This is a genomic window from Aeromicrobium sp. IC_218 (assembly GCF_004336805.1).
Taxonomy (GTDB): domain Bacteria; phylum Actinomycetota; class Actinomycetes; order Propionibacteriales; family Nocardioidaceae; genus Aeromicrobium.
In genome coordinates this window covers 158,890-184,783 of record NZ_SJXM01000004.1, presented here as the reverse complement: position 1 = coordinate 184,783, position 25,894 = coordinate 158,890, and the positions used below count along the sequence as shown (strand labels likewise).

28 protein-coding genes, 1 tRNA gene, 1 pseudogene and 1 riboswitch are annotated in these 25,894 nt (G+C 73.0%); of the genes and pseudogenes, 18 read left to right on the top strand and 12 right to left on the bottom strand.

Annotated features, from left to right (window positions below; all coding sequences use genetic code 11):
* Positions 1–88 precede the first annotated feature (88 nt).
* The 7 genes from eccCa (at position 89) to E0W78_RS06745 (ending at position 9,082) form a co-directional block, all read left to right on the top strand.
* Positions 89–4,051, top strand: coding sequence for a type VII secretion protein EccCa (gene eccCa, locus E0W78_RS06775; RefSeq protein ID WP_131403090.1), 3,963 nt, complete (start codon positions 89–91; stop codon positions 4,049–4,051).
* 140 nt (positions 4,052–4,191) lie between these two features.
* Complete coding sequence (locus tag E0W78_RS06770; protein WP_131403089.1) at positions 4,192–4,551, top strand: hypothetical protein; 360 nt, start codon at positions 4,192–4,194, stop codon at positions 4,549–4,551.
* 26 nt (positions 4,552–4,577) lie between these two features.
* Entirely contained in the window at positions 4,578–4,883 is a 306-nt protein-coding gene (locus E0W78_RS06765) for a hypothetical protein (protein WP_131403088.1), read from the top strand.
* Between the two features lie 10 nt (positions 4,884–4,893).
* Positions 4,894–5,244, top strand: coding sequence for a hypothetical protein (locus E0W78_RS06760; RefSeq protein WP_131403087.1), 351 nt, complete (start codon positions 4,894–4,896; stop codon positions 5,242–5,244).
* 105 nt (positions 5,245–5,349) lie between these two features.
* Complete coding sequence (locus E0W78_RS06755) at positions 5,350–7,956, top strand: hypothetical protein (RefSeq protein ID WP_131403086.1); 2,607 nt, start codon at positions 5,350–5,352, stop codon at positions 7,954–7,956.
* A 2-nt stretch (positions 7,957–7,958) separates the two neighbouring features.
* A complete protein-coding gene (locus tag E0W78_RS06750) occupies positions 7,959–8,534 on the top strand; it encodes a hypothetical protein (RefSeq protein WP_131403085.1) in 576 nt (191 codons plus the stop codon).
* Between the two features lie 23 nt (positions 8,535–8,557).
* Complete coding sequence (locus E0W78_RS06745; protein ID WP_131403084.1) at positions 8,558–9,082, top strand: hypothetical protein; 525 nt, start codon at positions 8,558–8,560, stop codon at positions 9,080–9,082.
* A 39-nt stretch (positions 9,083–9,121) separates the two neighbouring features.
* On the opposite strand, the gene E0W78_RS06740 is transcribed toward E0W78_RS06745, so the two are convergent.
* Positions 9,122–10,006 carry a PfkB family carbohydrate kinase gene (locus E0W78_RS06740; protein ID WP_165570428.1) on the bottom strand — a complete coding sequence of 295 codons (885 nt, stop codon included), beginning with the start codon at positions 10,004–10,006 and terminating at the stop codon, positions 9,122–9,124.
* 140 nt (positions 10,007–10,146) lie between these two features.
* Between E0W78_RS06740 and E0W78_RS06735 the strand changes: the two genes are divergently transcribed.
* Positions 10,147–10,710: a GNAT family N-acetyltransferase gene (locus E0W78_RS06735; protein WP_131403082.1), complete on the top strand. Its 564-nt coding sequence runs from the start codon at positions 10,147–10,149 to the stop codon at positions 10,708–10,710.
* A 33-nt stretch (positions 10,711–10,743) separates the two neighbouring features.
* Here the strand turns inward: E0W78_RS06735 and E0W78_RS06730 are convergent, their stop codons facing one another.
* Together E0W78_RS06730 and E0W78_RS06725 are read right to left on the bottom strand one after the other, a co-directional pair.
* Positions 10,744–11,553: an ABC transporter permease subunit gene (locus E0W78_RS06730; RefSeq protein WP_131403081.1), complete on the bottom strand. Its 810-nt coding sequence runs from the start codon at positions 11,551–11,553 to the stop codon at positions 10,744–10,746.
* Positions 11,550–12,479 (bottom strand): ABC transporter ATP-binding protein, encoded by a 930-nt coding sequence (locus E0W78_RS06725; protein ID WP_131403080.1) that lies wholly within the window; start codon positions 12,477–12,479, stop codon positions 11,550–11,552. The genes E0W78_RS06730 and E0W78_RS06725 overlap by 4 nt, the downstream gene beginning before the upstream one ends.
* A 143-nt stretch (positions 12,480–12,622) precedes the next feature.
* On the opposite strand from E0W78_RS06725, the gene E0W78_RS06720 reads away from it, so the two are divergent.
* Together E0W78_RS06720 and E0W78_RS06715 are read left to right on the top strand one after the other, a co-directional pair.
* Positions 12,623–13,141 (top strand): GNAT family protein, encoded by a 519-nt coding sequence (locus E0W78_RS06720; protein WP_131403079.1) that lies wholly within the window; start codon positions 12,623–12,625, stop codon positions 13,139–13,141.
* A gap of 16 nt (positions 13,142–13,157) precedes the next feature.
* Positions 13,158–13,222: riboswitch (guanidine-III (ykkC-III) riboswitch) on the top strand.
* Positions 13,223–13,233: 11 nt separating this feature from the next.
* Complete coding sequence (locus tag E0W78_RS06715; RefSeq protein ID WP_131403078.1) at positions 13,234–13,548, top strand: SMR family transporter; 315 nt, start codon at positions 13,234–13,236, stop codon at positions 13,546–13,548.
* Between the two features lie 9 nt (positions 13,549–13,557).
* On the opposite strand, the gene E0W78_RS06710 is transcribed toward E0W78_RS06715, so the two are convergent.
* Together E0W78_RS06710 and dcd are read right to left on the bottom strand one after the other, a co-directional pair.
* A complete protein-coding gene (locus E0W78_RS06710) occupies positions 13,558–14,037 on the bottom strand; it encodes an acyl-CoA thioesterase (protein WP_242686260.1) in 480 nt (159 codons plus the stop codon).
* A gap of 148 nt (positions 14,038–14,185) precedes the next feature.
* On the bottom strand, positions 14,186–14,761 hold the full coding sequence (dcd, locus tag E0W78_RS06705) for a dCTP deaminase (protein WP_131403077.1): 576 nt from the start codon (positions 14,759–14,761) through the stop codon (positions 14,186–14,188).
* A gap of 84 nt (positions 14,762–14,845) precedes the next feature.
* Between dcd and E0W78_RS06700 the strand changes: the two genes are divergently transcribed.
* Positions 14,846–14,919: transfer RNA gene (locus E0W78_RS06700), tRNA-Gly, on the top strand.
* A gap of 47 nt (positions 14,920–14,966) precedes the next feature.
* Here E0W78_RS06700 and E0W78_RS06695 read toward each other — a convergent pair.
* From E0W78_RS06695 to E0W78_RS06685, 3 genes and pseudogenes are all read right to left on the bottom strand, one after another.
* Positions 14,967–15,932: an SGNH/GDSL hydrolase family protein gene (locus E0W78_RS06695; protein ID WP_131403076.1), complete on the bottom strand. Its 966-nt coding sequence runs from the start codon at positions 15,930–15,932 to the stop codon at positions 14,967–14,969.
* A gap of 223 nt (positions 15,933–16,155) precedes the next feature.
* Positions 16,156–16,962, bottom strand: a complete 807-nt coding sequence (locus tag E0W78_RS06690; RefSeq protein ID WP_131403075.1) for a DUF817 domain-containing protein — start codon at positions 16,960–16,962, stop codon at positions 16,156–16,158.
* A gap of 6 nt (positions 16,963–16,968) precedes the next feature.
* Positions 16,969–17,502 (bottom strand): annotated as a pseudogene (locus E0W78_RS06685) (GNAT family N-acetyltransferase); the annotation flags it as partial.
* 72 nt (positions 17,503–17,574) lie between these two features.
* On the opposite strand from E0W78_RS06685, the gene E0W78_RS06680 reads away from it, so the two are divergent.
* Positions 17,575–18,789, top strand: a complete 1,215-nt coding sequence (locus E0W78_RS06680; RefSeq protein WP_131403073.1) for an HNH endonuclease signature motif containing protein — start codon at positions 17,575–17,577, stop codon at positions 18,787–18,789.
* Positions 18,790–18,793: 4 nt separating this feature from the next.
* Here the strand turns inward: E0W78_RS06680 and E0W78_RS06675 are convergent, their stop codons facing one another.
* From E0W78_RS06675 to E0W78_RS06665, 3 genes are read right to left on the bottom strand one after another with little or no spacing between them, the layout of a single operon-like run.
* Complete coding sequence (locus E0W78_RS06675) at positions 18,794–19,015, bottom strand: hypothetical protein (protein WP_131403072.1); 222 nt, start codon at positions 19,013–19,015, stop codon at positions 18,794–18,796.
* Between the two features lie 41 nt (positions 19,016–19,056).
* On the bottom strand, positions 19,057–19,482 hold the full coding sequence (locus tag E0W78_RS06670) for a GNAT family N-acetyltransferase (RefSeq protein ID WP_131403071.1): 426 nt from the start codon (positions 19,480–19,482) through the stop codon (positions 19,057–19,059).
* Entirely contained in the window at positions 19,479–19,715 is a 237-nt protein-coding gene (locus E0W78_RS06665; protein WP_131403070.1) for a hypothetical protein, read from the bottom strand. Before E0W78_RS06665 ends, E0W78_RS06670 begins: the two co-directional genes overlap by 4 nt.
* A gap of 91 nt (positions 19,716–19,806) precedes the next feature.
* Between E0W78_RS06665 and E0W78_RS06660 the strand changes: the two genes are divergently transcribed.
* The 6 genes from E0W78_RS06660 to E0W78_RS06635 are packed head-to-tail and all read left to right on the top strand — an operon-like array spanning position 19,807 to position 24,644.
* Positions 19,807–20,736, top strand: a complete 930-nt coding sequence (locus tag E0W78_RS06660; protein WP_242686259.1) for a metal ABC transporter substrate-binding protein — start codon at positions 19,807–19,809, stop codon at positions 20,734–20,736.
* A complete protein-coding gene (locus tag E0W78_RS06655; protein WP_131403068.1) occupies positions 20,733–21,464 on the top strand; it encodes a metal ABC transporter ATP-binding protein in 732 nt (243 codons plus the stop codon). Before E0W78_RS06660 ends, E0W78_RS06655 begins: the two co-directional genes overlap by 4 nt.
* Positions 21,461–22,309, top strand: a complete 849-nt coding sequence (locus E0W78_RS06650) for a metal ABC transporter permease (protein WP_131403067.1) — start codon at positions 21,461–21,463, stop codon at positions 22,307–22,309. Before E0W78_RS06655 ends, E0W78_RS06650 begins: the two co-directional genes overlap by 4 nt.
* 9 nt (positions 22,310–22,318) lie before the next feature.
* A complete protein-coding gene (locus E0W78_RS06645; RefSeq protein WP_131403066.1) occupies positions 22,319–22,615 on the top strand; it encodes a DUF2470 domain-containing protein in 297 nt (98 codons plus the stop codon).
* Position 22,616: 1 nt separating this feature from the next.
* Positions 22,617–23,366: an enoyl-CoA hydratase gene (locus E0W78_RS06640; protein WP_131403065.1), complete on the top strand. Its 750-nt coding sequence runs from the start codon at positions 22,617–22,619 to the stop codon at positions 23,364–23,366.
* A gap of 36 nt (positions 23,367–23,402) precedes the next feature.
* Positions 23,403–24,644, top strand: coding sequence for a solute carrier family 23 protein (locus tag E0W78_RS06635; RefSeq protein WP_131403064.1), 1,242 nt, complete (start codon positions 23,403–23,405; stop codon positions 24,642–24,644).
* A 42-nt stretch (positions 24,645–24,686) separates the two neighbouring features.
* Here the strand turns inward: E0W78_RS06635 and E0W78_RS06630 are convergent, their stop codons facing one another.
* A complete protein-coding gene (locus tag E0W78_RS06630; RefSeq protein ID WP_131403063.1) occupies positions 24,687–25,604 on the bottom strand; it encodes a LysR family transcriptional regulator in 918 nt (305 codons plus the stop codon).
* Positions 25,605–25,894 lie beyond the last annotated feature (290 nt).

Sequence of the window (25,894 nt, the reverse complement as noted above, 5' to 3'; positions counted from 1 at the left end):
GGCGCCCGGGTGCCCGGTGGCGCCGGTGAGCATATCGTTAGCGCGATCGCGAGCGCAGAACGAGCGCCGCCGCCTGGACGGGGGTCCGATGACGACGACGCTGGTGAGACGCCCGGCCCGCATCGACCCGCCCGCGCGGCGCGAGACTGCCCTCTCGATCGCCGAGCCGCCCAGCGTCGGCAGCACGCCCACCCCGCTCGCCTCGGCCGGCATGCTGGTCATGCCGCTCATGGGCGGCGCCGGCTCCGTGACCATGGCCGTCACCCAGCGCGACCGCCCGATCGTCGCGGTCGCCGCCTTCCTCGCCCTCATCGGCTCGATCGCCGTCGGCGCGCTCGTCGTCTTCGCCCAGCGCTCCGGTGCCCGGCGCCAGGTGCGCGAGAGCCGCGAGCGCTACCTGGACTACGTCGAGGCGATGCGCCTGGCCGTGCGCGACCAGATCGCCGAGCAGCGGGCCGAGCAGGCCTGGCGCTTCCCGCGGGCCGACGAGCTGCTCGCCGTCGCGCGTGACGACGCCCGCCGCTGGGAACGACGGCCCGGGCACCCCGACTTCCTGCACGTGCGGCTCGGCACCGGCGAGGTGCCGCTCGCGGCCGGGCTCCGCCTGGACGCCGACACCGGCCCGCTGCACCAGTTCGACCCGGTCTGCCTGCACGCGGCCCAGGAGCTCGAGACCCGCTACGCGACGCTGCGCGACCAGCCGGTGACCACCGACCTCGGACGCCTGGGCCGGCTGAGCGTCCTCGGCGCCCCCGGCGCCCGCCGCGCCGTGGCCCAGCACCTCGTCGTCCAGCTCGCGGCGCTGCACGGACCGCACGACGTCGCCCTGGCGCTCGTCCGCTCCGACGCCGCGGCGCCGGCCTGGGACTGGCTCAAGTGGCTGCCCCACCTGCTCGATGCCCGCGAGCTCGACGGCGACCTGCCGGTCCGCCGGGTCACGTCGTCCGCGGCGGAGATGGCCGACCTGCTCGCCCCCGAGCTCGAGTCGCGGCTGGACCGGCACCAGCGAGCGCGCGGGTCGCAGCCGCCGACCCGGCTCGTCGTGGTCGTCGACGGCGAGGGCCTCCCCGACGGGTCGCACCTGACCTCGCCCGACCCGTCCGTCCCGCTGGCGGCGCTCGGCGTCCACGTCGTCACGCTGCACGACCACGCCCGCCAGGAGCCGGAGTCCGTCGACGACCGGCTCGAGATCGCCGCCGACGGCTCGGCGACGCTCGCGTCGTGGGACCGGCCGTTCACCATCGACCTCCTCCCCGACGGGGCGGCGGCCGCCGTCGCCCGCTCCATGGCCCCGCTGCGGCTCACCGTCGAGGACCTCTCGGACGACTCGGGCCTCACCGACACCGTCGGCCTGCCGGCGATCCTCGGCGTGGACGACCCGGGCCGGCTGGACCTCGGCCGCGGCTGGCGCGCCCGCCCGCTGCGCGACCTGCTGCGCGTCCCGGTCGGCGTCGGCGCCAACGGCCAGGCGGTGATGATCGACCTCAAGGAGTCCGCCCACGGCGGCATGGGGCCGCACGGCCTGGTGGTCGGCGCCACGGGCTCGGGCAAGTCCGAGATGCTGCGGACGCTGGTCAGCTCGCTCGTGCTGGGCCACGGCCCGGACCGGTTGGCGCTCATGCTCGTCGACTTCAAGGGCGGCGCCACGTTCGCGCCGCTCGAGGGCATCCCCCACCTGGCCGGCATGATCACCAACCTGCAGGACGACCTGACCCTGGTCGACCGCATGCGCGACGCGCTGTACGGCGAGATGCAGCGCCGTCAGGAGATCCTCAAGCAGGCGGGCAACCTGCCCAACGTCACCGCGTACCAGGACCGCATCGACGCCGGGGAGCCGCTGGAGCCGCTGCCCCACCTGCTCGTCATCGTCGACGAGTTCTCCGAGCTGCTCACCGCCAAGCCCGACTTCGCCGAGCTGTTCGTCGCGATCGGACGAATCGGCCGCTCCATCGGCGTGCACCTGCTGCTGGCCACGCAGAAGCTCGAGATGGGCAAGATCCGCGGCCTGGAGTCGCACCTGTCGTACCGGATCAGCCTGCGCACCTTCTCCGAGGGCGAGAGCCGCGACGCGATCGGCGTCCCCGACGCCTACCACCTCCCGCCGGAGCCCGGTTCGGGCTACCTCAAGGTCGACACCACGGTCTTCGAGCGCTTCAAGGCCGCGCTCGTCTCCTCCCCCTACGTGCCGCCGGCCGACGGGCCGCGCACCGCCGTCCCGGTCGTCCCCTACCTGTCGACCAACGGCCTCGGCGCCTGGCTCGCCGAGCAGCTCGCGGCGGGGCAGCGCCTGGCCGACGAGCAGGCGGCGGCCCAGGCCACGCGCAGCGTCCTGGACGTCCTCGCCGAGCAGCTGACGTCCACCGGCGCGGCCCCGGCCCGTCCGGTGTGGCTGCCGCCGCTGCCGTCCCGGCTCGCGCTCGGCACCGTCGCCGACCTCGCCTCCACCACCGACGCCACGACCTGCGTGGCCACCCTCGGCCTGGTCGACGACCCCTCGCACCAGGACCAGCAGCCGATGCGCTGGGACTTCACCGGCGCCGGCGCGAACCTGGTCGTCGCGGGTGCACCGCAGACCGGCAAGTCGACGCTGCTGCGCACGATGCTGCTGTCGATGGCCGCGACCGCGTCCCCCCAGCAGGTGGCGTTCTACTGCATCGACTTCGGCGGCGGCTCGCTCGGCGCGCTCGCCCGCCTGCCGCACGTGGCCACCGTGACGACCCGCGTCGACCCCGAGCGCATCCGGCGCACGATCAACGACGTCCGCACCCTGCTCGACCGCCGCGAGACGCTCATGCGCGAGCACGGCCTGGACTCCATGGCCGCGTTCCGCCGGGCCCGCGCGGCCGGCGAGCTGCCCGACAGCGGACCGGTCGACGTCTTCCTCGTGGTCGACGGGTGGGGCAGCTTCCGCGACGAGTACGACGACCTCGACTACGCCGTCGCCGACATCGCCGCCCGCGGCACCAGCTTCGGCGTGCACGTCGTCGTGTCGGTGACCCAGACGATGCAGGTGCGCATGCGCATGCAGGCGTCCATGGGCGGGCACGTCGAGCTGCGCATGAACGACGCCTACGACTCCCAGTTCGACCGCAAGGTCATGGAGCAGATCCCCAAGGACGTGCCCGGCCGCGGCGTCACCGGCACCCGCGGCAACGCCCTGCTGTTCCAGGCCGCGCTGCCCTCCACCGAGGTGCCCGCCGACCCGGACGCCGAGCTCGACGAGAGCGCGCTGCAGGCGTCCCTCATCGACGCGGTCGTCGAGCGCTGGGGCGCCGAGGGCGTCACCAAGGTCGAGGTGCTGCCCCGCCTGGTCCGCTGGAGCGACATGCCGGCGCTCGAGGCCGGCGACACCGGCATGCTCGTCGGCCTGTCCGAGCTCAACCTCGGCCCGGCCGAGATCAACCTGTGGGGCGCGGACCCGCACCTGCAGGTCTACGGCGACGGCGAGACCGGCAAGTCGAACCTGCTCAAGCTGCTGGTCAAGAACATCATCGGCACCCGCACGCCCGACGAGGTCGGCATCGCGGTGCTGGACTACCGCCGCTCGCTGCTGGACGTCGTGCCGGAGGAGTACCTGCTCGGGTACGCGACCGGCCACGACCAGGCCACGGGGCTGACGAACGAGATCGCCACCGCGATCCGCCAGCGCGTCCCCGGCCCCGACGTCACGTCCGAGCAGCTGCGCAACCGCTCGTGGTGGCAGGGCCTGGAGGTCTTCGTCCTGGTCGACGACTACGACCTGGTCTCCACCTCCCAGGGCAACCCGCTCAACGTGTTCGTCGACCTGCTCGCCCAGGCCCGCGACCTCGGCTTCCACCTGGTCGTCGCACGCCGCACCGGCGGCATGTCGCGGGCGGTCTTCGAGCCGCTCATCCAGCGCCTCATCGACCTGAGCGCACCGGGCTTCATGTTCTCCGGCGACCGCATGGAGGGCCGCCTCGTCGGCGGCCTGCCGTCGCAGCGGCTCCCCCGCGGACGCGCCATGTACGTCACCCGCGACGGCTCGGCCTCGCTCGTCCAGACAGCCCGCGTGGACGACGAGGACGACTGACCGAGCAGGTTCGGCCACACCGTTTCGGCGCCCGCGGGGGCGGGCACGACGCGCCCGGGCGTGCGCCACTCGGGGTGTCGCATCCCACGTCCTGTGCCTATCCTGGGCACTCAGCGTTCCGACTCAGGGGGTATGGACCGATGACCGCAGACCGCGTGTCTCTGACCGAGGGCTACGAAGGCGCAGCCCAGGCCAACAAGAACATCGCGACCCAGGGCGAGGCCGCCCAGGGTCTGTCCGCTCGCCAGCACAACGCCACCGGCGACCTGCTCGGCCAGAACAAGGGCGCGTTCGCCACGCAGGCAGGCAACGGCTCCACGGCCGCCGCCAACAGCCTGTCGGCCGGGGCGCTCATGCACACGAACAACGCCTCCGGTGGCGCTGACTTCGTGCGCCGCACCGCCCAGCACGAGGACACCGGCGCCCAGGACCAGAAGTCCGTGGCCACCAACGTCGAGACCGGCGCGACCGACCTCGTCAGCAAGATCAACCGGGCCTGACGCCCACACACTGAAGGGGACATCACATGAGCGACCAGATCCGCGTCGACCGTGGCGCCGTCCAGCAGCACGTGGACGACACCCGTACCAACATGGCCGGCCTGCAGAGCGCCGGCGACGAGGTCGACCGCCAGCAGGCGCACCTGATCAACCAGATGGAGGGTGGCGTCGGCTCCGACGTCGCCGCCGGCACCCGCGCGGCCACCAGCCGTCACGGCGAGGACATCAACACCAACCTCACCAACCTGACCGGGCGCACCTCCGAGAACACCGACGAGTTCATCACCAACGTCCGCGGTGCGGCCAACCGGTCGATGAACACCCTGTCCTGAGGTAGCGGCCATGGGCGACACGGTCGGCGTCGACGTCGAGGGCCTGCACTCCACCGGCACCCGCATGGCGGGCCGCGGGGGTGCGGCGAACACGGCCTGCTCGGGCATCAAGTCCGGGTTCGGCGAGCTCGAGGGCACGGTCACGCACGCGCGCATCCGCTCGGCGCTGACCACCTACTTCGACTCGTTCCTGCTCGACGGCTCGACGCAGCTGCCCACGCTCGTCCAGGACGGCGGGTCCAACGTCGCCCACGTCGCGGTCACCGCGCGTGACGGCGACAACGACGCCGCGCAGGACGTGCGCACCGCCGCCACGCAGACGCAGGGCGTCGGCGCTCGCATCAACCGCGCCGCCGTCTAGGCACGCACGACGTCGTCGGGTGACGGCCCTCCGGGGCCGTCACCCTTCGCCGTCCGCCGGGGCCGAGGGCCCCGTCCACGCAGCACGACACCCGGGGGAAGACAGATGAGCGTCACGCGCGTCGAGGGTCCGTTCGAGTACTACGACGTCACCGGCGACCAGATCGAGGCGGCGGCCGAGTCGCCCCGCACGCAGGTCGCGATCATCGCCGACATCGCCGACGACCTGGCGCTCGACGAGCAGGGCGTCGTCGGGAGCACCGAGGGCGACATCACGCTCGGCACGAGCCTCAACCCCCAGGTGGCGCGGCAGACCGCCGCTGCCCTGGCCGCGAACGGCGAGTACGCCTGCGGCTGCATCAAGCTCTTCGCCGAGGCGGTCGACGCCTTCGACACCAAGGTCGCCGAGCTCAACCAGCGCTACCGCACCGACCTGGCGTCGGCCATGCGCTACCAGGGCCAGGCCAACGCCCAGCTGCCCGAGGACGAGCAGCGCAGCAGCGCCGAGGTCGGCGCCGGCATCGAGGCCTACCTCAAGACCGACTACGCCGCGGCCCTCGAGGAGCTCGACACCCAGGCCGACAACGTCGCGCAGATGCTCGGCGACGGCCCGACCGACCAGAACGTCCGGAAGCTGTTCGCGGCCGGTCAGATCCCGATCGCCGCCGCCGAGCGCATGTTCCCCGGCATCGAGTTCACCGACGAGGAGCGGCTGCAGGCCGAGCAGGCCCAGTTCCTGGAGACGATCGAGGACATGTCGCCGGCCGAGCAGGCCGACTACATCCGCGAGCACGTCCAGGACGCCCCGCCGGACCTGGTGGACCACATCCCGCCGGAGACCGCCGAGAAGCTCGCCGACTACACCGCCGACGACCTGACCAGCGACGACGCCCGCGACGTCGACGCCGACACCGTCGCGCTGCTGGCCCTGCTCAACACGAGCGCGGCCTACAACAACAAGCTGTTCTCGCGGGTCTCGCCGAACCAGATCGCCGACACCGTCCGCTCGCTGAGCGACCGCATCTACAGCGCCGGCGGCACCCAGCGCAGCGCCAACGACCCGGACTTCGTCGCCGACAACGAGATGTACGACGGCCTGCTCGACGAGCTGGGCGAGTCGTTCGCGAACTACACCAAGCAGACCGGCGCCGACGCGCCCCCGGCCGACCTCGTCGACCGCTGGTACGGCGCGATCACCGACACGACGCGCAACCCGGAGAACGCGGCGGCGCTCACCCTGCTCATCCGCCACGGCGGCGAGCAGACCAGCTTCGACGACCGCTTCCTCGGCGACCTCACGAGCAAGGTCTACGAGTGGGAGCGCAGCCACGACGGCGACCCCGTGTGGGGCCCGGCGAACGAGGCGCTCGGCGACGCGTACTACATCCGCGACCCGCAGCTCAGCGGCGAGGGCGACGACCGCAGCGCGGTGGGCATGTCGGGCTTCGACGGCCTGGCCAACCTGCTGGGCGGCATGGAGAAGACTCCCGGCGCGGCCGAGCGGTTCTTCTCCGACGGCGGCACCACGACGTTCGACAGCCCGAAGGACGGCGTCGACGACGTCGAGGTCAACGACCGTCTGCACTACCTGCTGATGCAGCGCGAGTGGCCGACCGACGACGGCGACGGCTTCGGCGAGGCCCTGGCCGGCGCGACCACGCACTCGCGCAACGATGGGCCCTCCGGTCAGGCCGCCGCCGAGCTCGCCGGGCAGTCGGCCTTCATGATCGGCCAGTCGGTCGGCGAGAACGAGAGCTTCTGGAACGTCGACGGCACCGACGGCTGGCAGATCCCGACCGGCATGCGGGACTCGGTCGGCGAGATGATGGCCTCCTACATCCCCGACGTGAACCGCGCCGCCAACACCAACGGCGAGGGCGACCCGGCCGGCCTGGGGTTCATCCACGCGGTCGACGGGAAGCCCACCGGTATGGCGCTCTCGGGCGACGACCTGGACGCCATCCTCAACAGCCTCGGCGAGGGCGACGACAAGACCGGCCTGCAGTACGTCGCAGCGGCGGCGTACACGCACCACGACCAGCAGATCGGCCAGGCGATGGACTCGGCCGTCATGCCGGACGGGTCGAAGCCACGCACCGTCGCGGACCTGGAGAACGCGCTCATCCCCGACGGGCACGGCGGCACCCGGTCCTTCCAGGAGGTGTTCGGCAGCGAGTCGTCCTTCGGCGGCAACACGATGGCGACGATCCTGGAGCAGGGCTTCAAGGGCGGCAAGGCCGACGAGGCCATCGACCAGGCCGGACGCGAGGCCCTGGGCAAGGCGTTCGGCGCCGCGACGAGCTTCATCCCCACACCGGCCAACGCGATCGCCGGGACGATCACCTCCGAGGGCCTGTCGTACCTGGGCGACCAGCTGAGCAGCCAGCCCGACAGCGTGACGGACGCATGGGCCGAGGACGCCGACAGCGAGCTCGCGCACTCGCTGCGGTTCAGCACGTACGACCACCTGCTGCGCAACGACCTGATCAGCGTGGGCGGCCCCGGTGGTCTGCCCGAGGACGCCGTCATCACCGACCCCGACGGCACGCGCCGCGTGGACCCGGCGCTGTACGCGAGCGACTCCGACAGCGGGGTCGACCCGCAGGTCCAGGCGCAGTTCAACCAGTGGGTCATCGAGCACGGCTCGTCGGTGTACGGCCAGACCCAGATCGACGCCTACCGCTCCAACTTCCCGCAGTTCGGTTCGGACTGATCGTGCGATCACGACCGGACCGAGGACGCCGAGCAGCCGTCGCCGTCCCCGCCCTGACGGCCGCGCTGCTGCTGGCGGCATGCACCGGAGAGGCCGACGAGCCGGAGCAGAAGTCCGATCCTGCCGCCTGCGGGTTCGTGGACGACGCGACCGTCACCGAGGTCCTCGGCGACACGGTGAACGACCCGACCGACGCGAGCACCTCGCTCAACGGGACGTCGGACCTGCTTGGCTGCCGGTGGGCGACCCCGATCGGCACCGCCCTGACCGTCACGGTGACCCGCACGCCCACGGGTGATCCCGCAGCGTCCGTGGCCAGCTGGTCGCAGGGGTGCGCGACGCCCCAGCCGCTCGGGATCGAGGACGCGACCGGTGGCGTCTGCCAGGACACCGCCTTCGACGTCGCCGGGTCCGAGCTCTACGCGGTGTGGTCCGACGACGAGCTCACCATGCGCCTGGGCCTGGAGCGCGACGGCGGCGCCGAGCCCGACGACGCCGCCCGCCTGCGCACCGTCGCGACGGACGTGATGGACAACGTCGACCCCGCCGGCTTCGACGAGGCCGAGGCAGGGTCCTGACCCCGCACGTGGCCGCTCGCGCCGTGGCGACGACCTTCGCGATGCTGCTCGGTCTTGCCGCATGCACCGGCTCCGAGGAGCCCGAGCAGGCCGAGCTCGACGGATGCGCGTGGATCAGCGACGAGGCGGCGAGCGACGCCCTCGGCTCCGAGCCGACCGGTCGCGAGGACGAGTCGGTCGACGGCGGAGGTGCGGCGTCGAACGTCCTGGGCTGCCGGGTCTTGGGCGACGGCGGGTACGGGGCGATCACGCAGGTACGGGCCGTCGAGTCCGAGGACAAGGTGCTCTCCGACGTCGAGGCCTCGCGGTCGCAGTGCGAGCGGCCGCTGCCGCTCGACGTCGCCGGGGCGGACGGTCTGGTCTGCACCAGCAGCGACGCGGCGACCGCCGAGGGACCGACGGCCTGGGGGGTGTGGGACGGCCTCCAGGTCACCGCGCAGCTGACCGTGGCCGACACGACGCCGACGGGCGAGGACGCGGCTGCTCGCCTGCGTCCCCTGGTGGCCGCCGCCGTCGCCGAGGTGTCCACCGACGACCTCGAGCCGTGAGCTCGACCCCGACGGCTTCGACGAGGCCGAGGGCGAGTCCTAGGCCAGGTGGGGGCGGGCGCCGCCACGGGTGATGCAGGCGGCCGCGGCCTCCATCGCGCGCACCAGCGCCTCCTCGGCCTCCGCGCCGTGGGCGCGGGCCGCGAGGTACCCCGCGACGGTGGCGTCGCCGGCCCCGGTGACGTCGATCGGGTCGCACGTCGCGGCGGGAACCGCGACCGTCTCTCGCCCGCGTCCGCCGTACAGCGCGCCGTCGGCGCCGAGGGTGAGCATGACGCGTCCAACGCGGGCACCGAGCACGTCCAGCACGTCGTGCGGGTCGTCCTTGCCGGCCAGCACGCGGCCCTCGTCGAGGTCGGGCATGAGCACCGTGACGCCGGTGACCCAGTCCAGGAAGACGTCCGCGCCGACCTGGCGCAGGAGCACGAGGCAGCCGGGGTCGACGCTCGTCGTCACGCCGGCCTCGCGGGCCCGCTGGACCACGGCCTGCGCGACGGGTCGGGTGCGCTCGTCGAAGAACGACTGGCCGGTCAGGTGCACGTGGATGACGCCGTCCCAGACCTCCTCCGGCACGTCCTCGAGGGTCAGGAGGCTGTTGGCGCCGCGGTCCTCGTAGTCGATGCGCGTGGCCGGGTCGACCGAGATGACGGCGGTGCCGGTGATCGCGTCCCGCGCGGTGGCGACGTGCGCCCGGACGCCGTGGGCCTCCAGGAAGCGGGCGTGCTTGGTCGCCCCGTCGACGCCGGCCTTGCCGACGAACGCGACGTCGACGCCCAGGTGCGCGACCCAGGCCGCGACGTTGGCGGCCGAGCCGCCCGGACGTGTGCGGATGCTGGAGGTCGTGTCGTCGTCGGCCCGCAGCCGCGTCTCCTGCACGACGCTGATGTCGTCGCGGACGTCCCCGATGACCAGGACGTGGCTCACGCGGGGCCTCCCGGGCCGGGAGGGACGACCGCGCCAGGGCAGGGCGCAGCGATGCGGTGGGGAAGCATGCACGGAACCCTAGTGCCGCGACGGGTCGCGGCAAACCGTTTTTTCGGAAGTGCCCGTGCGATGCTCGACACATGCGCCCGGCAACCACCCTGGAGACCGTTCGGCTACGCCTGCGACCGTGGCGGCCCGAGGACCGGGAGCCGTTCGCGGCGCTCAACGCCGACCCGGTCGTCATGGAGCACTTCCCCGCCCCGCTCGACCGCGAGGCCAGCGACGCGCTCGCCGACCGCATCGCCACGGGCCTGGACGAGCGCGGCTGGGGCCTGTGGGCGCTCGAGGCGCCGGACGTGACGCCGTTCGCCGGCTTCGTGGGACTCTCCGTGCCCGGCTTCGAGGCCCCGTTCACCCCGGCCGTCGAGGTCGGCTGGCGGCTCGCGCGTCCGTGGTGGGGCCATGGGTACGCCAGCGAGGCGGCGCGCGAGGCCGTCCGGTTCGGCCGGGACGAGCTCGGGCTCGACGAGGTGGTGTCGTTCACCGCCGTCGGCAACGGGCGCAGCCGCCGGGTCATGGAGCGGATCGGGCTCACGCACGACCCGGCCGACGACTTCGACCACCCCCACCTGCCCGACGGGCACCCGCTGCAGCGCCACGTGCTGTACCGCGGCCCCGGACGCGCGACGGGGCCGGACGCCTGAGCGTCCGGCCCCTCGCGAGCCCACGGTGCGACGTCAGGCGTCGCGCCGTCGCACGACCATCCACGCCAGCGCCATCAGCGCGGACGTCTCGAGGACGAACACGCCGAAGCCGGCCCACGGGCTGAGCAGGTCCGGGTTCCAGGCGATCGCCTGGGCGATGCCGGAGCCGGCGTTGCCGGGCATGAGCTTGGTCAGCCACTCGCCGGTCGCGCCCGGCAGCAGCGACACCATGTTGCCCACGATGAGCATGAGCGCGAGCACCGCCGAGATCGTCCCGGCCGTGTGCCGCAGGATGAACCCGACCGCCACCGTGAACAGGCCGATGCCGGCCAGGAACAACCCGCTGCCGAGCACCGCGCGCAGCATGTCGCCCTCGAGCGGCACCCCGATGCCCTCCCGCTCGAAGAACCAGTTGCCGCCCGCGTAGCCGATCAGCGCGACCACGACGCCGAGCACGAGCAGGACGCCGGACAGCACCACCGACTTGGCGGCCATGACGCGTCCGCGCGAGGGCACGGCGGCGAACGACGTCCGCACCATGCCGGTCGAGTACTCGCCGGTGACGACCAGCGCGCCCAGCACGACTGCGCAGATCTGGGCCAGCATGAGTCCCCAGGTCAGGAACGTCGCAGGCGCCTCGTCGGCGTCGGCGCTGGCCAGCCACTCGGCGTTGAGCGCGCAGATGAGGATCGTCATGAAGCCGCCCAGGCCGATGGTGGCGGCGACGGTCCACCAGGTCGAGCGGACGCTCCAGAGCTTGAGCCACTCGGCCCGGACGGCCTGCGGGAAGCCGGCGCGGGCCGACGTGTCGGCCGGGGCCGCGGGGCGGGTGAGCGTGGTCATGCGGAGGCTCCTTCGAGCTCGGCGGGGGCGTGGGTGCGGTACTCGACGCTGTCGGCGGTGAGCCGCATGAAGGCGTCCTCGAGCGAGGACTGGACGAGGGTCAGCTCGTGCAGCACGTGGCCCTCGCGGCCGACGAGCTCGCCGACGCCGGCGGCGTCCAGGCCCGTCACGTGGAGGGCGTCGTCGACCCGCTCGAGGTCGAGGCCGGCGCGGTCGAGCAGGGTGGCGACGGCCGGCAGGCCGGGCGCCTTGACCCGCACGAACGACGTGGCGTGGTCGGTGAGGAAGCGCTGCATGCTGGTGTCGGCGAGGATCCGGCCGCGGCCGATGACCAGCAGGTGGTCCGCCATGAGCGCCATCTCCGACATCAGGTGGCTGGAGACGAACACCGTGCGGCCCTCGTCGGCCAGCTGGCGGGCCAGGTGGCGCACCCAGCGGATGCCCTCGGGGTCCAGGCCGTTGACCGGCTCGTCCAGCACGACCACCGGCGGGTCGCCGAGCAGCGCGGCGGCGATGCCGAGCCGCTGGCCCATGCCGAGCGAGAAGCGTCCGGCGCGCTGGCCGGCCACGGTGTCGAGGCCGACGAGGTCGAGCACCTCGCCGACGCGGTGGGTGGGGATGCCGTTGCTGGCGGCCATCCAGCGCAGGTGGTCGCGGGCCGAGCGGCCCGGGTGGATGGCGTGGGCGTCCAGCAGGGCGCCGATCTGGCGCAGCGGCGCCGGGGAGTCGGCGTAGGCCCGGCCGTTGACCGTGACCGAGCCGCTCGTCGGCCGGTCCAGGCCCAGCACCATCCGCATGGTGGTGGACTTGCCGGCGCCGTTCGGGCCGAGGAAGCCGGTGACGCGGCCGGGCTCGACGGTGAAGTCGAGGCCGTCCACGGCGGTCTTGTCGCCGAAGCGCTTGGTGAGGGCGCGGGCCTGGATCATGACTGCTCCTGGGTGGTCGGTGGGTGCACGACCAATCTCGAGCTCGAACCCCCTCCGCCACATCGGGGAGCGACCCTGGCGGCACCCGGGGCGCGACCCCGAGCCGACGGGCGGACGGGTCGGGGTCGCCCTAGGGTGCGGGCGTGGACGTGCTGCGGATCCTGAACCTGGACGACGCCGACGAGCTCGCGGTGGTGCGCGCGGCCGAGCGCGAGCGGCTCGCGCCGTACGAGCCCGAGCGCGAGGAGTCGTTCTTCACCGCCGCGGGCCAGCGCGAGGAGCTCAAGCAGCTCATCGCCGCCCACGCGGCCGGGATGGCCTACCCGTTCGGCGTCGTCGTGGACGGCCGCCTCGTCGGGGCGCTGACGCTCACGGGCGTCGTGCGGCGCGCGTTCATGTCGTGCGCCGTCGGCTACTGGATGTCCGAGCGGTTCGCCGGCCACGGGGTGATGACCCGCGCGCTGGGCGAGGCCACGACGTATGCCTTCGACCACCTGGGCCTGCACCGCGTGGAGGCGGCGACGCTGCTCGACAACCGGGCGTCCCAGCGCGTCCTGGCCAAGAACGGGTTCGAGCAGTACGGCCTGGCGCCGCAGTACCTGCACATCGCCGGACGCTGGCAGGACCACGTGCTCTTCCAGCGGCTGGCCCCGGCGTCCTGACGTTGCTACCGTCGGGCCCGCAGCCCCCACGCGGCTGACCGGACGAGGGAGCCGTACCCGGAACGCGACAAGACGGCCGGTAGGAGTCCCTCGTGTCCTGGCTCGTCCTGATCGTCTCCGGCGCCCTCGAGGCCGTGTGGGCCGTCGCCCTCGGCAAGACCGAGGGGTTCACCCGCCTGGCGCCCTCGCTCGTCTTCGCCGCCGCCGTGTCCGCCTCGATGGTCGGCCTGGCCTACGCCATGCGATCCATCCCGACCGGCACCGCCTACGCGGTCTGGGTCGCGATCGGTGCCACCCTGACCGTCGCCTACGGCATGGCCACCGGCGACGAGCAGGCCAGCGTGGTGAAGGTGCTGCTGCTGGCCGGCATCATCGGCTGCGTCATCGGGCTCAAGCTCGCGCGCTGAGCCCGGCGCTCACCAGGGCCGGTCGGCGGTGAGGACGCGGGCGAGGTCCTGCGACTGGCGCCGGTGGTCGCGGCGCTGCTCGGCGCGCAGGTCGCCGGTCTCGTGCAGGAAGACCTCCTCGACGCTCTCCGGCACGACCGGCGGCACCGGGGCCGGGCGGCCGTCGTCGTCCAGCGCCACGAACGTGAGGAACGCGGTGGCGGCGACGGTGCGGTCACCGGTCTTGAGGTCCTCGGCGATGACCTTGGTGAACACCTCGACCGAGGTGCGTCCGGTCCAGCTGACGTAGGACTCCAGGCACATCGAGTGGCCGGGCCGGATCGGCGAGAGGAAGTCGACCGAGTCGGTCGACGCGGTGACCACGGCGGTGCGGGTGTGCCGGACGGCGGCGATGGACGCGGTCATGTCGATGTCGCTCATGAGCCGGCCGCCGAACAATGTGTTGTGGTCGTTGACGGCGTCGGGGAAGATCCGCGACGTCCGGATCACCAGGGAGTCCCTGCAGGTCTTGCCGTCCACCGCTCGTCCCCCTGGGTCGTCGTCGTCACCGACCCTCAAGGCTACGCGGGGGACGCGTCCGGACCGCCTCGCGCAGGTGTCTGGTTCGCCACGCGACCCAGGTCACGCGGCGGCACGGTCAGATCGGGGTGCGGTGGAAGCTGGCGTGCGAACGCGACGGCGTCGGTCCGCGCTGGCCCTGGTAGCGCGAGCCGTAGACGGCCGAGCCGTACGGGTTCTCGGCCGGCGACGTGAGCCGGAAGAAGCACAGCTGCCCGATCTTCATGCCCGGGTAGAGCTTGATCGGCAGGGTCGCGACGTTGGCCAGCTCGAGCGTCACGTGGCCGGAGAAGCCCGGGTCGATGAAGCCGGCGGTGGAGTGCGTCAGCAGGCCGAGCCGGCCGAGGGACGACTTGCCCTCCAGGCGCGCCGCGACGTCGTCGGGCAGCGTGACCAGCTCGTACGTCGACCCGAGCACGAACTCGCCCGGGTGGAGGATGAACTCGTCGCCGCTCGCGACCTCGACCTCGCGGGTCAGGTCGGACTGGTCGACCGCCGGGTCGATGTGCGGGTACTTGTGGTTGTCGAACACCCGGAAGAACTTGTCCAGGCGCACGTCGATGCTGGACGGCTGGATCATGCCCCGGTCGAGCGGGTCGAGGCGCACGCGGTCGGCGTCGATCTCGGCCAGGATGTCGCGGTCGGAGAGCAGCACGTCGCAAACCCTAGCGTGGGCGGGCCTGGAGCGGGCGCGCCTGCGGGATGGCTACAGTAGGAGCGCTCGACCGTGAGGTCGTCCGCCGATGTAGCTCAATGGCAGAGCGCTTGCTTCCCAAGCAAGACACGCGGGTTCGATTCCCGTCATCGGCTCCACGGCGAAGGGCCCGTCACCGCGAGGTGGCGGGCCCTTCGGCGTGTGGTCAGCGGCCGAGCTCGACCTTCACGAGCGGCGCCAGGGTGCGGTAGATCCGCTGGTTGCCCGCGGCGTTCGGGTGCGTGCCGTCCCGGGTCTCCTTCTGCACGAGGTCGATCATCGTGAAGGGGTAGCCCGCCAGCCTCGCGTGCGCCTGGACGGCCGCCACGACCGGGGCACGACCGACGACGTCCCCGGTGCCCCAGACGGTGACGACGTGCACCCGGTCGATCCCGGCGCTCCGGACCACCTTCTGCAGGTCCGCGAAGTACGCCGCGACGTTGGCGTCGATCTGCTCGGGCGTGAGCGCGCCGACCCCGCAGTCCCACCAGTCGTTGCGGCCGCCCTCCACGATGAGCGTGTCCGGTCGCATCGCCGCGACCCGACCCAGCCGCTCACGGAAGCTGGGCGTCACGCAGCCGACACCATTGGCCGCGGCCCGCTTCGCGAAGCCGGTGCCACCGACCGCGTCGGTGAGCACCCGGGCGTTCTTGGACTGGGCGAGGAACGACCACCAGCCTCGTTGGGGATCGCCCACCCGATCGTTGAACTGCGAGGTGATCGAGTCGCCCTGGATCACCAGCAGAGGTCGGGGCTTCGGCACGGGACGCGGCGGCAGGCTGCGCAGCGAGCTGAGCCGCACCAGGTAGCCCTTGCGGGCCATGCGGCGGTACTCGCGCCCCCCGATCCGCACGCGGTGGGTGTACGTCCGCACCGTGCCGCGGGCGATCCGGCGGGCCTGCCCGGCCCGGTTGCGCACGGCCCGGCCCTTCCGGTCGTGGAGCATGGCTCCCCGGGACGACCGCACCTGCAGCGGCACGTTCGCACGCAGCGGCGTCGGGCGCGCCGTGGCGGCTCCCGAAGCGGTCTGCTCGGCCGCGACGGCCGGCGCTCCCACGCCCCCCAGGAGCATCGTGGCGAGCGCCAGGGTGATCGCCGCCGTGACGGAGCGGCGGGCGTGGGTGTTCAGCATGCATGTCCCCGGGTCGTGATGGTCGTCGTGAAGACTAGGTGTCCGGCACTCTTCGCGGGGACGAACGGCACGACATCCCTGGTCCGTGGGATGTCTGAACGTCGCCCGGTGTCCGCTCGTCGATGATCGGCCAGGGACGGGCCGATCATGAGCAGGTCCGCGCCGGTGAGTCCAGCTCGCGCCCTGGCGCGGTCGCTCAGTCGCGGTCGGGAGTGACGGTCGCTCAGTCCCGGTCGGGGGTGACGGTCACCGGGGCGTCGGCGTAGAGCTCGCCCTCCCAGCGCTTGAGCACGGCGACGATGACGAAGCTCATCGTCACCAGCAGCGACCAGGCGCCGAGCTTGCCGACGTGGACGGCCTCCCAGACGTCCTGCTGCGACGGGTACGTCCAGGCACCGAGGAAGGTCGCGCCGTTCTCGGCCAGCCACAGGAAGAAGCCGATGAGCACGAAGGCCAGCACGAGCGGCATCCGGTAGGTCTCGCGGCCGACCCGGAAGTGCACCAGGCAGCGGCGCAGGACGACCAGGCCGACGAGCGCGAGCGGGACGCGCAGGTCGGCGATCCAGTGGTGGGTGAAGAAGTTGGCGTAGATCGCGACCGCGACGACAGCGGCCGGGACGAGCGGGAAGCCGGACAGGCGCAGGTCCATCCGGCGCCAGGCCTGGCAGATGTAGGAGCCGACGGCCGCGTACATGAACCCGGCGTAGAGCGGGACGCCGCCGATCTTGGTCCAGGCGTCCTCGGGGTACGACCACGAGCCGACGTGCACCTTGAACAGCTCGAGCGCGAGGCCGAGCAGGTGGAAGGCCAGCACGACGAGCACCTCGCGCCTCGTCTCGAGACCGACCGCCCAGAACGCGAGCGTGAGACCGACGCACCAGACCAGCAGCGCGTCGTAGCGTGCGACCGGCAGCGGGACGACCGACGACAGGGCGAGGCCCGCGAAGACGCCGACGGCGAACAGGCACGACAGCGCCTCGACCCACGCGAAGCGCGCCAGCTGGGCCAGGCCGTGGACGAGTCGCGTCATCGGTGGTCAGAGCTCGCGCGTCATCTGGACCCGGCGACCGAGCCGGTCGAGCCCGGACGCGCGCTCGTCCGCCTCGCGGGCGAGCTGGGCGGCGCCCGACGGCTCGGACTCGGCGAAGCCGGCCGAACGGTAGAAGGGCGCGTTCCAGGGCACGTCGGCGAACGTCCGCAGGGTGATCGCGCGGTGGCCGCGCTCGCGCGCGCCGGCGCAGGCGGCCTCGACGAGCGCCCGGCCGGTCCCGCGGCGCCCGTGGTCGGGCAGCACCGAGACCTGCTCCAGGTGCGCCTCGCCCGCGTCCTCCAGCACGTGCACGAAGCCGACGAGGCGTCCGTTCCCGTCCTCCGCGACCAGCGTGAAGCCGGGCGCGGAGGCCCGATCGGCCGCTGGGGTCGGGGTGGACGGCCGCTCGGGACGCAGCAGCGCCTCCAGCACGGTGTCGGCCGCCCGCTCGACGTCCTCCAGCCGCGCGTGCTCGTCGTCCCGCGCCGCGCGGATGGTCAGGTCGCCCACGGTCGCAGCGTAGGTGCTGGCGCGTCGGACCTCGGCCCGGACCGGAAGGAAACCGTTGGAACGGCGGCTAAAACTGTCGGTGGTCGGTCATAACGTGGGGTCATGGAGGACGTCCCGTTCGAGCAGCTGCTGACCGCGATCGCCGCGGTCGAGCACGACGACGTGCTGGGCGGCTCGCGCATCGACGTCATCGCCGCGCTCGAGCGACTCGTGCGGCACGCCACCGCACTGCAGCTCGAGCAGGTGGCCGCCCTCCACGCCGAGCGGGCCGGCACCGGCATGGACGCCACGCTCACCGTGGCCGGAGAGGTCGCGATGGCCCGGGGCGTGTCGCCGTCGGCCGGGGGCACCCAGCTCGGCCACGCCGTCACCCTCGCGGCGATGCCCACCGTCCTGTCCGCCCTGCGGTCCGGACGCCTCCCCGTCACCAGCGCCCACGCCGTCAGCCGCGAGTGCGGCGCCCTCAGCCTCGACGACGTCGCGCAGGTCGACGCCGAGCTCGCGCCCCACCTCGACGGGCTGACCCCGCGACGCGCTGCCGATCTCGCCCGCCACGTGGTCGTGGGGCTCGACCCCGAGGCGGCCCACGAGCGGGCGAAGCAGGCGCGCGCCGACAAGCGGGTCGAGCTCTCGCCCGAGCCCGACGGGGTCGCGGCCCTGTGGGTCCGCGGCCCGGCCGAGGACGTGCTGACCATCCGCGAGAGCCTGTGGCACCGCGCCGAGACCGCCCGCGCCGCCGGCGACGTCCGATCGGTCAGCCAGCTCATGTTCGACACCCTGCTCACCGACGTCACCGGCCTCACGCCCGGCCGCAAGCCCGCCGTCGAGCTGCAGCTCGTCCTCGACGCACCCACCCTCGTGGGCGACGCCGACGAGCCCGTCGAGCTGGTGGGCTACGGGCCGCTCACGCCGGCGGTCGCCGAGCACCTCGTCGCGCACGCCCGCGACGCGTCCGTCCGGCGGCTGCTCACCGACCCGGTCGACGGTGCGCTCGTCGCCCGCGACCCGCGCCGGCGGCGCTTCAGCGGGGCCGACACCGGCTTCGTCCGCTCGCGCGACGGGCGGTGCCGCCAGCCCGGGTGCGACTGCCGCATCCGGCACGTCGACCACGTCCGCGCGTTCACCGAGGGCGGTGCGACGACGCTCGACAACGCGCAGGGGCTCTGCGTCCGGTCGCACACCATCAAGCACCTGCCCGGCTGGAGCGTCCAGGTGCGCGGTCGCGGGCGCGAGGTGGAGTGGACGACGCCCACCGGGCACCGCTACCGCTCGGGGGTGCCGCCGGTCCGACCGCCGCTCGCGCGCCTGCGCACGTGAGGGGTCAGCGCACGCGCAGGATGCGGCGCGTGCCGTAGATCCCTACGCCGACGAACACCAGCAGGAACAGACCGATCTCACCGATGCCGACCGCGTTGCTGAACCCGAGCGCCATCAGCGCCAGGACCAGCAGCGGGAGCCCGACGAACCACAGGGCGAGCCAGAACAGCACGACGAGGATGCCGCGCTGCGCGCGGGACGACGGGGCGGACGGGCTCGAGGTCATGCCCTGATGATCGGCCAGACCGGGCTCGTTCCGCAGCGGAATCAGCGGACGACCGGCTTCACCCAGCGACCCCACCGCTGCTGGCGCGCGAAACCACGCTTCCGCCACACCGCCTGACCGAGCTCGTTCCCGTCGAGCACCATCGCGTCGAGCCGCCCCGCGCCCAGGCGCACCAGCCGCTCCTCCGCGGCGTCCAGCAGCGCGTTCGCCACCCCCTGACCGCGCCGCTCCGGCAGCACCGCCAGGCGGTACAGGTGGGCCCGCCACCCGTCCCAGCCGGCCACGACCGTCCCGACCAGCACGTCACCGTTGAGCGCGAGCAGCAGCGCGTCCGGGTCCCGTTCCACCAGGCGGACGACCGCGCCCTCGCTGTCGGTGGGCCGGTCGTCGTTCTCGCCCGCCACCGCCCAGAACGCGACGACCTCGGGCACGTCCGCCGTCGTGGCGGAGCGGATGACGAGGCTCATCGCGACCGCACGATCCTGCGGGTCAGCCACAGGGCGAGCACGAGCTGGGCCAGCAGGACGATCGTCAGCTCCATCGACGTGAACTGCCGGTCCACGCCCAGCACCTCGAGCACGAGCGTGATGAGCAGCGGGACGCCGAGCAGCACCCCGATCCAGACCAGGGCGATGACGAGGGCGCGACGGAAGCCCTCCTGCGGCGACTCGGGAGCGGGCTGGTCGCGAGGCTCGTCCATGGCTCCATCATGGAGCAGCCGTCCGCCCGGTGGACCCCTGCGGGCTGTGACAGCATGGCGCCACTGCCGCCCACCCTCCAGGAGGACACCGGTGCCGAGCCGCGCTGGCCGACGCCCCCGGCGGGCGCTGACCGGCGTCCTCGCCGCCGCGGCGCTCGCGCTGTCCGGCTGCATCCAGGTCGCCGACGAGCCCGACCCACGGCCGTACGTGCTCACCACGTTCACGGTGCTGGCCGACATCGCCCGGCGCGTCGCGGGCGACCACCTGCAGGTGCACTCGATCACCAAGGTGGGCGCCGAGATCCACGCCTACGAGCCCACCCCCACCGACATCCGCGACACCGCCCGCGCCGACCTCGTGCTCGACAACGGGCTGGGGCTCGAGACCTGGTTCGAGCAGCTCACGCAGGACGCCGACGCCGAGCACGTCGTCGTCTCCGAGGGGGTCGAGCCCATCGACATCGCCTCGGACGAGTACGCCGGCAAGCCCAACCCGCACGCCTGGATGTCGCCCACCGCGGCCGGGGTCTACGTCGACACCATGGCCCGGGCGTTCGCCGAGCTCGATCCCGAGCACGCCGACGAGTTCGCCGCCAACGCCCGCGCCTACCGGGCCGAGCTGGACGCCGTCGCCGCCGACCTGCGCGAGGCCGTCGCCGCCGTGCCGCCCGCCCAGCGCGTGCTGGTGACCTGCGAGGGCGCGTTCTCCTACCTGGCCCGCGACGCGGGCCTGGACGAGCAGTACATCTGGCCGGTCAACGCCGAGCAGCAGGCCACGCCGCGCCAGATCCGCCGCACCATCGAGGTCGTCCGCGAGCGCGACGTGCCCGCGGTGTTCTGCGAGTCGACCGTGAGCGACGACCCCATGCGGCAGGTCGTGGAGGAGACGGGAGCCCGGTTCGGCGGCACGCTGTACGTCGACTCCCTCTCCGAGCCGGACGGCCCCGTGCCCACCTACCTCGAGCTGCTGCGCCACGACGTCGACGTGATCGTCGCCGGCCTGACGGAAGGCCCCGCATGACCCCCGCCCTGGACGTCCGCGGGCTGCGCGTGCGCTACGGCACCGTGACCGCGCTCGAGGACGCGTCCTTCACCCTCGAGCCCGGCCGCGTGTGCGGGCTCGTCGGCATGAACGGATCGGGCAAGTCGACGCTGTTCAAGTCCGTGCTCGGCCTGGTGCGGCCCGACGGCGGCACCGTCCGCATCCTCGGTGACTCGCCCGCCGCGGCGCGCCGCCACCGCGCCGTCGGCTACGTGCCGCAGAGCGAGGAGGTCGACTGGACGTTCCCGGTCAGCGTCCGCGACGTGGTGATGACCGGCCGCTACGGACGGCTCGGGCCGACTCGGCGTCCGCGCCGGGACGACCACGCGGCCGTCGCCGACGCGGTCGAGCGCGTGGGCCTGGCCGACCTCGCCGACCGCCAGATCGGCAACCTGTCCGGCGGCCAGCGCAAGCGTGCCTTCGTCGCCCGGGCCCTGGCCCAGGCTCCGCAGGTGCTGCTGCTCGACGAGCCGTTCGCCGGCGTCGACCGGCGCACCGAGGAGGCGCTGACCGTCCTGCTACGCGCGTTCGCGGCCGACGGCGGCACCGTCCTGGTCTCCAGCCACGACCTGGCCCGGCTGCCCGAGCTGGCCGACGAGTCGGTCCTGCTGCGCCGCACCGTGCTCCTGCACGGACCCACGACCGACGTCGTCCGGCCCGAGAACCTGGCCCGCGCGTTCGGCCTGGACGTGGGTGAGGACCGATGACCCTCTGGGACCTGCTGGTCGACCCCTTCGCGTACGGCTTCATGGAGCGCGCGCTCGTGGCCAGCCTCGCCGCGGCCGTCGTGTGCGCCGTGCTCTCGTGCTGGCTGGTGCTCGTCGGCTGGTCGCTCATGGGCGACGCCGTCTCCCACTCGGTCCTGCCCGGCGTCGTGCTGGCCTACGTGGTCGGGCTGCCGTTCGCGGTGGGCGCGGCGGCGTTCGGCTTCCTGGCCGTCGCCCTCATCGGCGCGGTGCGCGAGGGCCGGCGGGTGAAGGAGGACGCCGCGATCGGCATCGTCTTCACGACGTTGTTCGCGCTCGGCCTCGTGCTCATCTCGGTCACGCCGAGCCAGACCGACCTCAACCACATCGTCTTCGGCAACGTGCTCGGCGTGGACGCCGGCGAGCTCTGGCAGATCATCGGGATCGCCGCCGTCGTGCTGGTGGTGCTGCTGCTCAAGCGCCGCGACCTCACGCTCGTGGCCTTCGACCCGACCCACGCCTTCGCCATCGGGCTGAGCCCCGCGCGGCTGCGCTGGCTGCTCCTGGCCCTGCTCGCGCTCACCACCGTCGTCGCGCTGCAGACCGTCGGCGTCGTGCTGGTGGTCGCCATGCTCATCACCCCCGGTGCGACCGCCCGGCTGCTGACCGACCGCTTCGACCGGATGCTGCTCGTGGCCCCCGCGGCGTCCGCGCTGTGCGCGCTGGTCGGCCTCTACGGCGCCTACTACCTCGACACCGCGCCCGGCGCGATGATCGTCCTCGCCCAGGGCTGCCTGTTCGCGCTGGTGTTCCTGCTGGCGCCCCGGCACGGCGTCCTCGCCCGCACCAGGCGTCGGAGCCGCTAGCGTACGGCCGTGACCACCTTCGACGACTCGGTCGTGCAGGCCGTCCTGACGCACATGAACGACGACCACGCCGACGACTCGCTGCTCATCGTCCGCGCGTTCGCCGACCCCCAGGCCATTACGGCCACGATGGTCGGTCTCGACGCCACGGCCGGACGCTGGACCGCCGAGGTCGAGGACACCACGACCGCCGTCGAGGTGCCGTGGCCGATCGAGGTGACCGAGCGCGCCGACCTGCGCAAGGCCGTGGTCGTCCTCTACGAGCAGGCCTGCGAGCGTCTCGGCGTCGAGCCGCGGGGGCACTGACATGGCGCTCGTCCTGCTCGAGTCCGACGGCGGCGTCCGCACCATCACGCTGAACGCGCCCGAGCGGCGCAACGCCCTCGACCGCCCGCTGCTGGACGAGCTCGCCGCCGCCGTCGCGACCGTGGCGGCCGACGACGACGCCCGCGCCCTCGTCGTCCGCGGCGCCGGCAAGGCGTTCTGCGCCGGCGCCGACCTGGCCAGCCTGTTCGGCGACCGCACCCGCCCGACGTCCGTGCTGCGCGACCACCTCATGGGCGTCTACGACTCGTTCCTGCCGATCCGCCAGCTGAGCATCCCGACGATCGCCGCCGTCCAGGGCGCGGCGGTCGGCGCCGGGCTCAACATCGCGCTGGCCTGCGACGTCATCGTCGCCGGACCGCGGGCCGGCTTCGGCCCGACGTTCACCGATATCGGCCTGCACCCCGGCGGCGGCTGCAGCTGGATGCTCACCGAGCGCATGGGCCGTGCCCGCGCCACCTACGCGCTGCTGAACGGCGACCTGGTGCGTGTGGAGGACGCCGTGCGGCTCGGCCTCGCCGAGGAGCTCGCCGACGACCCCGCTGCGCGCGCCCACGAGCTCGCGACGCGCTGGGCCGCCCGTGACCGCACCCTCACCGCCCACGTGAAGCGCTCGGTGCGCATCGCCGCCGAGGCCGACCTCGCCACGTCCCTGGACTTCGAGTCCTGGGCCCAGGCCGCCTCGCTGGCCAGCGACGAGTTCGAGGCGTTCGCCGCCCGCTTCACCGCCTGACCCCTGCCCCGCCCCACCCCCATCCGAGGAGACCCTGTGGTCTGGAAGCTGCACGGAGACGGCCGCGCCGTCGCCGAGGACGCCATCGTCCTGCCCCTGGAACGACTGTCCTGGCCGCGCACCATCGGGTTCGGCGCCCAGCACGTCGTCGCCATGTTCGGCGCGACGTTCCTGGTGCCGATCCTCACCGGTCTGCCGCCGACCACGACGCTGTTCTTCTCCGGCGTCGGCACCCTGTTCTTCCTGGCCCTCACCGCCGGTCGCGTGCCGAGCTACCTCGGCTCGTCGTTCGCGTTCATCGCCCCGGTCAGCACCCTCGTCAACGACGGCGACACCGGCGCGGCCCTGTTCGGCATCTTCGTCACCGGCGTGACGCTGGCCGTCGTGGGCGCGATCGTGCAGGCCACCGGCGTGCGCTGGCTCGAGCTGCTCATGCCGCCGGTCGTCACCGGCGCCATCGTCGCCCTCATCGGCCTGAACCTGGCCACCGCGGCCACGAACAACTACCAGCAGGGCCCGTGGCTGGCGACGTTCACGCTCGCGGTCATCGTGCTGTCCGCGGTCGTGCTGCGCGGCTTCCCGGCCCGCCTGTCCATCCTCATCGGCATCGTCGCGGGCTACCTGGCGGCGATCGTCACCGACCAGGTCGACTTCAGCAAGGTCGGCACCGCCGACTGGTTCGGCCTGCCCGACTTCCACACGATGGACGTCGAGTGGTCGGTGCTCCCGATGTTCCTGCCGATCGTCCTGGCCCTGGTCGCCGAGAACGTCGGCCACGTCCGCTCCGTCGCGCACCTGACCGAGCAGCCCGAGATCAACCGCATGACCGGCCGGACGCTGTTCGCCGACGGCTTCGCGTCCGCGGTCGCCGGCTCCTTCGGCGGCTCGGCCACCACGACGTACGGCGAGAACATCGGCGTCATGACCGCCACGCGCGTCTTCTCCTCGGCCGCCTACGTGGTCGCCGGCGTCGTCGCGGTGCTGCTGAGCCTCTCGCCCAAGCTCGGCGCGCTGCTCATCACCATCCCGCCGGGCGTCATCGGCGGCGTGACCGTCGCGCTGTACGGCCTCATCGGGCTCATCGGCATCCGCATCTGGATGGACAACAAGGTCGACTTCTCCGACCCGGTGAACCAGTACACGGCCGCCGCCGCGCTCATCATCGGCATCGGCAACCTCACGCTCACGTCCGGCGACGTCACGGTGACCGGCATCGTGCTCGGCAGCGTCGCGGCCGTGGTGATCTACCACGTGATGACGCTGGTCCGCCGCCGCTGACCGACGCCTCGCACGCACGACCCGCACGGGCCGGCGCCCCTCCTACACGCTGTGGTGGGAGTCGGCGACGGCCCGTGCCTCGTCCCGCAGGGCCTGCACGACCAGGCGCACCGAGGGCCGCTCGAACCGGTCCGGACGCAGCAGGGCGCTGATGTCGCGCTTGGCCCGGATGCCCACCAGCGGCCGGGTCACCAGTCCGTTGCCGTGCTCACGCGTGGTGAACCGGGGCAGGATCGCGATGCCGTGGCCGGCCGCGACCATCGCCTCGACCACCCCGTTGTCGGCGAACCGCTGCACCACCCGCACCGGCTCCCCGGTCACCGCGACGAGCTGGCTCAGCACCCGGTCGTACGGGTAGTCGCGGGGGACGCCGATCCAGGTCTCGTCCGCGACGTCCTTCGGCGACAGGCTGGGCCGCGACGCGAGCCGGTGGTCCTCGGGCAGGGCGACGTCGAGCGGCTCGCTCATGAGCGGCACCACCTGCAGCCCGCGCCGGTGCCACGACTCGGACGCGGTCGGGCTGTCGGCGACCACCACGTCGTGGTCGGAGGTGAAGTCGGCGTAGTCGGCCAGGTGCACGTCCAGGTCGCGGCACACCACGTCCAGCTGCGGCACGTCGACCAGCCGGGAGAGCACCCCGGGCAGCAGCATCTCGGCACCGGTGGGGAACGACAGCACCGTCACCTCACCGGCCGGACGCTCGAGGTACTCCTGCCAGGACGCCTCGGCGCGAGCGGACGCGACCGCGAGCTCGGTGGCGATCGAGGCGAGCCGGCGACCCGCGCTGGTGAGCGCGACGCCCCGCCCGTGCGGCTCGACCAGCGGCACGCCGGCCTCGCGCGACAGCTGCTTGAGCTGCTGCGACACCGCGGACGGTGTGACGTTCAACGCATCCGCAGTCGCCTGCACCGAGCCGCGCTCGGAAAACTCCCTGAGAACCCGCAGGCGCCGCTCGTCCATGTAGCGACACTACACGTTACGTGTAGAACAGTTCGATTGTCCTTGACAGTTGAGAGCGCAACCATGGAGGTGTCCACGAACCCCTTGAAGGAGGAACGACCATGACCGTCCTGCTCGGCGCCTGCGCCGTCGTCGCCGCCATCGGCATCACCAAGTCCGTCATCACCGTCGCGACCGACGGCTACGGTCGCGTCCCCACGATCAAGCAGTTCTGACCCGCTGACTCCGGCGCGACGGCCGACCTCCCCCGAGCGTCCGTCGCGCCGGTCACCACGAGACGCCCGCCTCCG

Bases quoted from the DNA above. Each gene is read 5' to 3' on its own strand.
- E0W78_RS06695 (WP_131403076.1), bottom strand. From the start codon at position 15,932: ATGCTGAACACCCACGCCCGCCGCTCCGTCACGGCGGCGATCACCCTG.
- eccCa (WP_131403090.1), top strand. From the start codon at position 89: ATGACGACGACGCTGGTGAGACGCCCGGCCCGCATCGACCCGCCCGCG.
- E0W78_RS06640 (WP_131403065.1), top strand. From the start codon at position 22,617: ATGGCGCTCGTCCTGCTCGAGTCCGACGGCGGCGTCCGCACCATCACG.
- E0W78_RS06755 (WP_131403086.1), top strand. From the start codon at position 5,350: ATGAGCGTCACGCGCGTCGAGGGTCCGTTCGAGTACTACGACGTCACC.
- E0W78_RS06725 (WP_131403080.1), bottom strand. From the start codon at position 12,479: ATGATCCAGGCCCGCGCCCTCACCAAGCGCTTCGGCGACAAGACCGCC.
- E0W78_RS06760 (WP_131403087.1), top strand. From the start codon at position 4,894: ATGGGCGACACGGTCGGCGTCGACGTCGAGGGCCTGCACTCCACCGGC.
- E0W78_RS06690 (WP_131403075.1), bottom strand. From the start codon at position 16,962: ATGACGCGACTCGTCCACGGCCTGGCCCAGCTGGCGCGCTTCGCGTGG.
- E0W78_RS06735 (WP_131403082.1), top strand. From the start codon at position 10,147: ATGCGCCCGGCAACCACCCTGGAGACCGTTCGGCTACGCCTGCGACCG.
- E0W78_RS06630 (WP_131403063.1), bottom strand. From the start codon at position 25,604: ATGGACGAGCGGCGCCTGCGGGTTCTCAGGGAGTTTTCCGAGCGCGGC.
- E0W78_RS06665 (WP_131403070.1), bottom strand. From the start codon at position 19,715: ATGGACGAGCCTCGCGACCAGCCCGCTCCCGAGTCGCCGCAGGAGGGC.
- E0W78_RS06765 (WP_131403088.1), top strand. From the start codon at position 4,578: ATGAGCGACCAGATCCGCGTCGACCGTGGCGCCGTCCAGCAGCACGTG.
- E0W78_RS06680 (WP_131403073.1), top strand. From the start codon at position 17,575: ATGGAGGACGTCCCGTTCGAGCAGCTGCTGACCGCGATCGCCGCGGTC.
- E0W78_RS06655 (WP_131403068.1), top strand. From the start codon at position 20,733: ATGACCCCCGCCCTGGACGTCCGCGGGCTGCGCGTGCGCTACGGCACC.
- E0W78_RS06675 (WP_131403072.1), bottom strand. From the start codon at position 19,015: ATGACCTCGAGCCCGTCCGCCCCGTCGTCCCGCGCGCAGCGCGGCATC.
- E0W78_RS06770 (WP_131403089.1), top strand. From the start codon at position 4,192: ATGACCGCAGACCGCGTGTCTCTGACCGAGGGCTACGAAGGCGCAGCC.
- E0W78_RS06730 (WP_131403081.1), bottom strand. From the start codon at position 11,553: ATGACCACGCTCACCCGCCCCGCGGCCCCGGCCGACACGTCGGCCCGC.
- E0W78_RS06650 (WP_131403067.1), top strand. From the start codon at position 21,461: ATGACCCTCTGGGACCTGCTGGTCGACCCCTTCGCGTACGGCTTCATG.
- E0W78_RS06670 (WP_131403071.1), bottom strand. From the start codon at position 19,482: ATGAGCCTCGTCATCCGCTCCGCCACGACGGCGGACGTGCCCGAGGTC.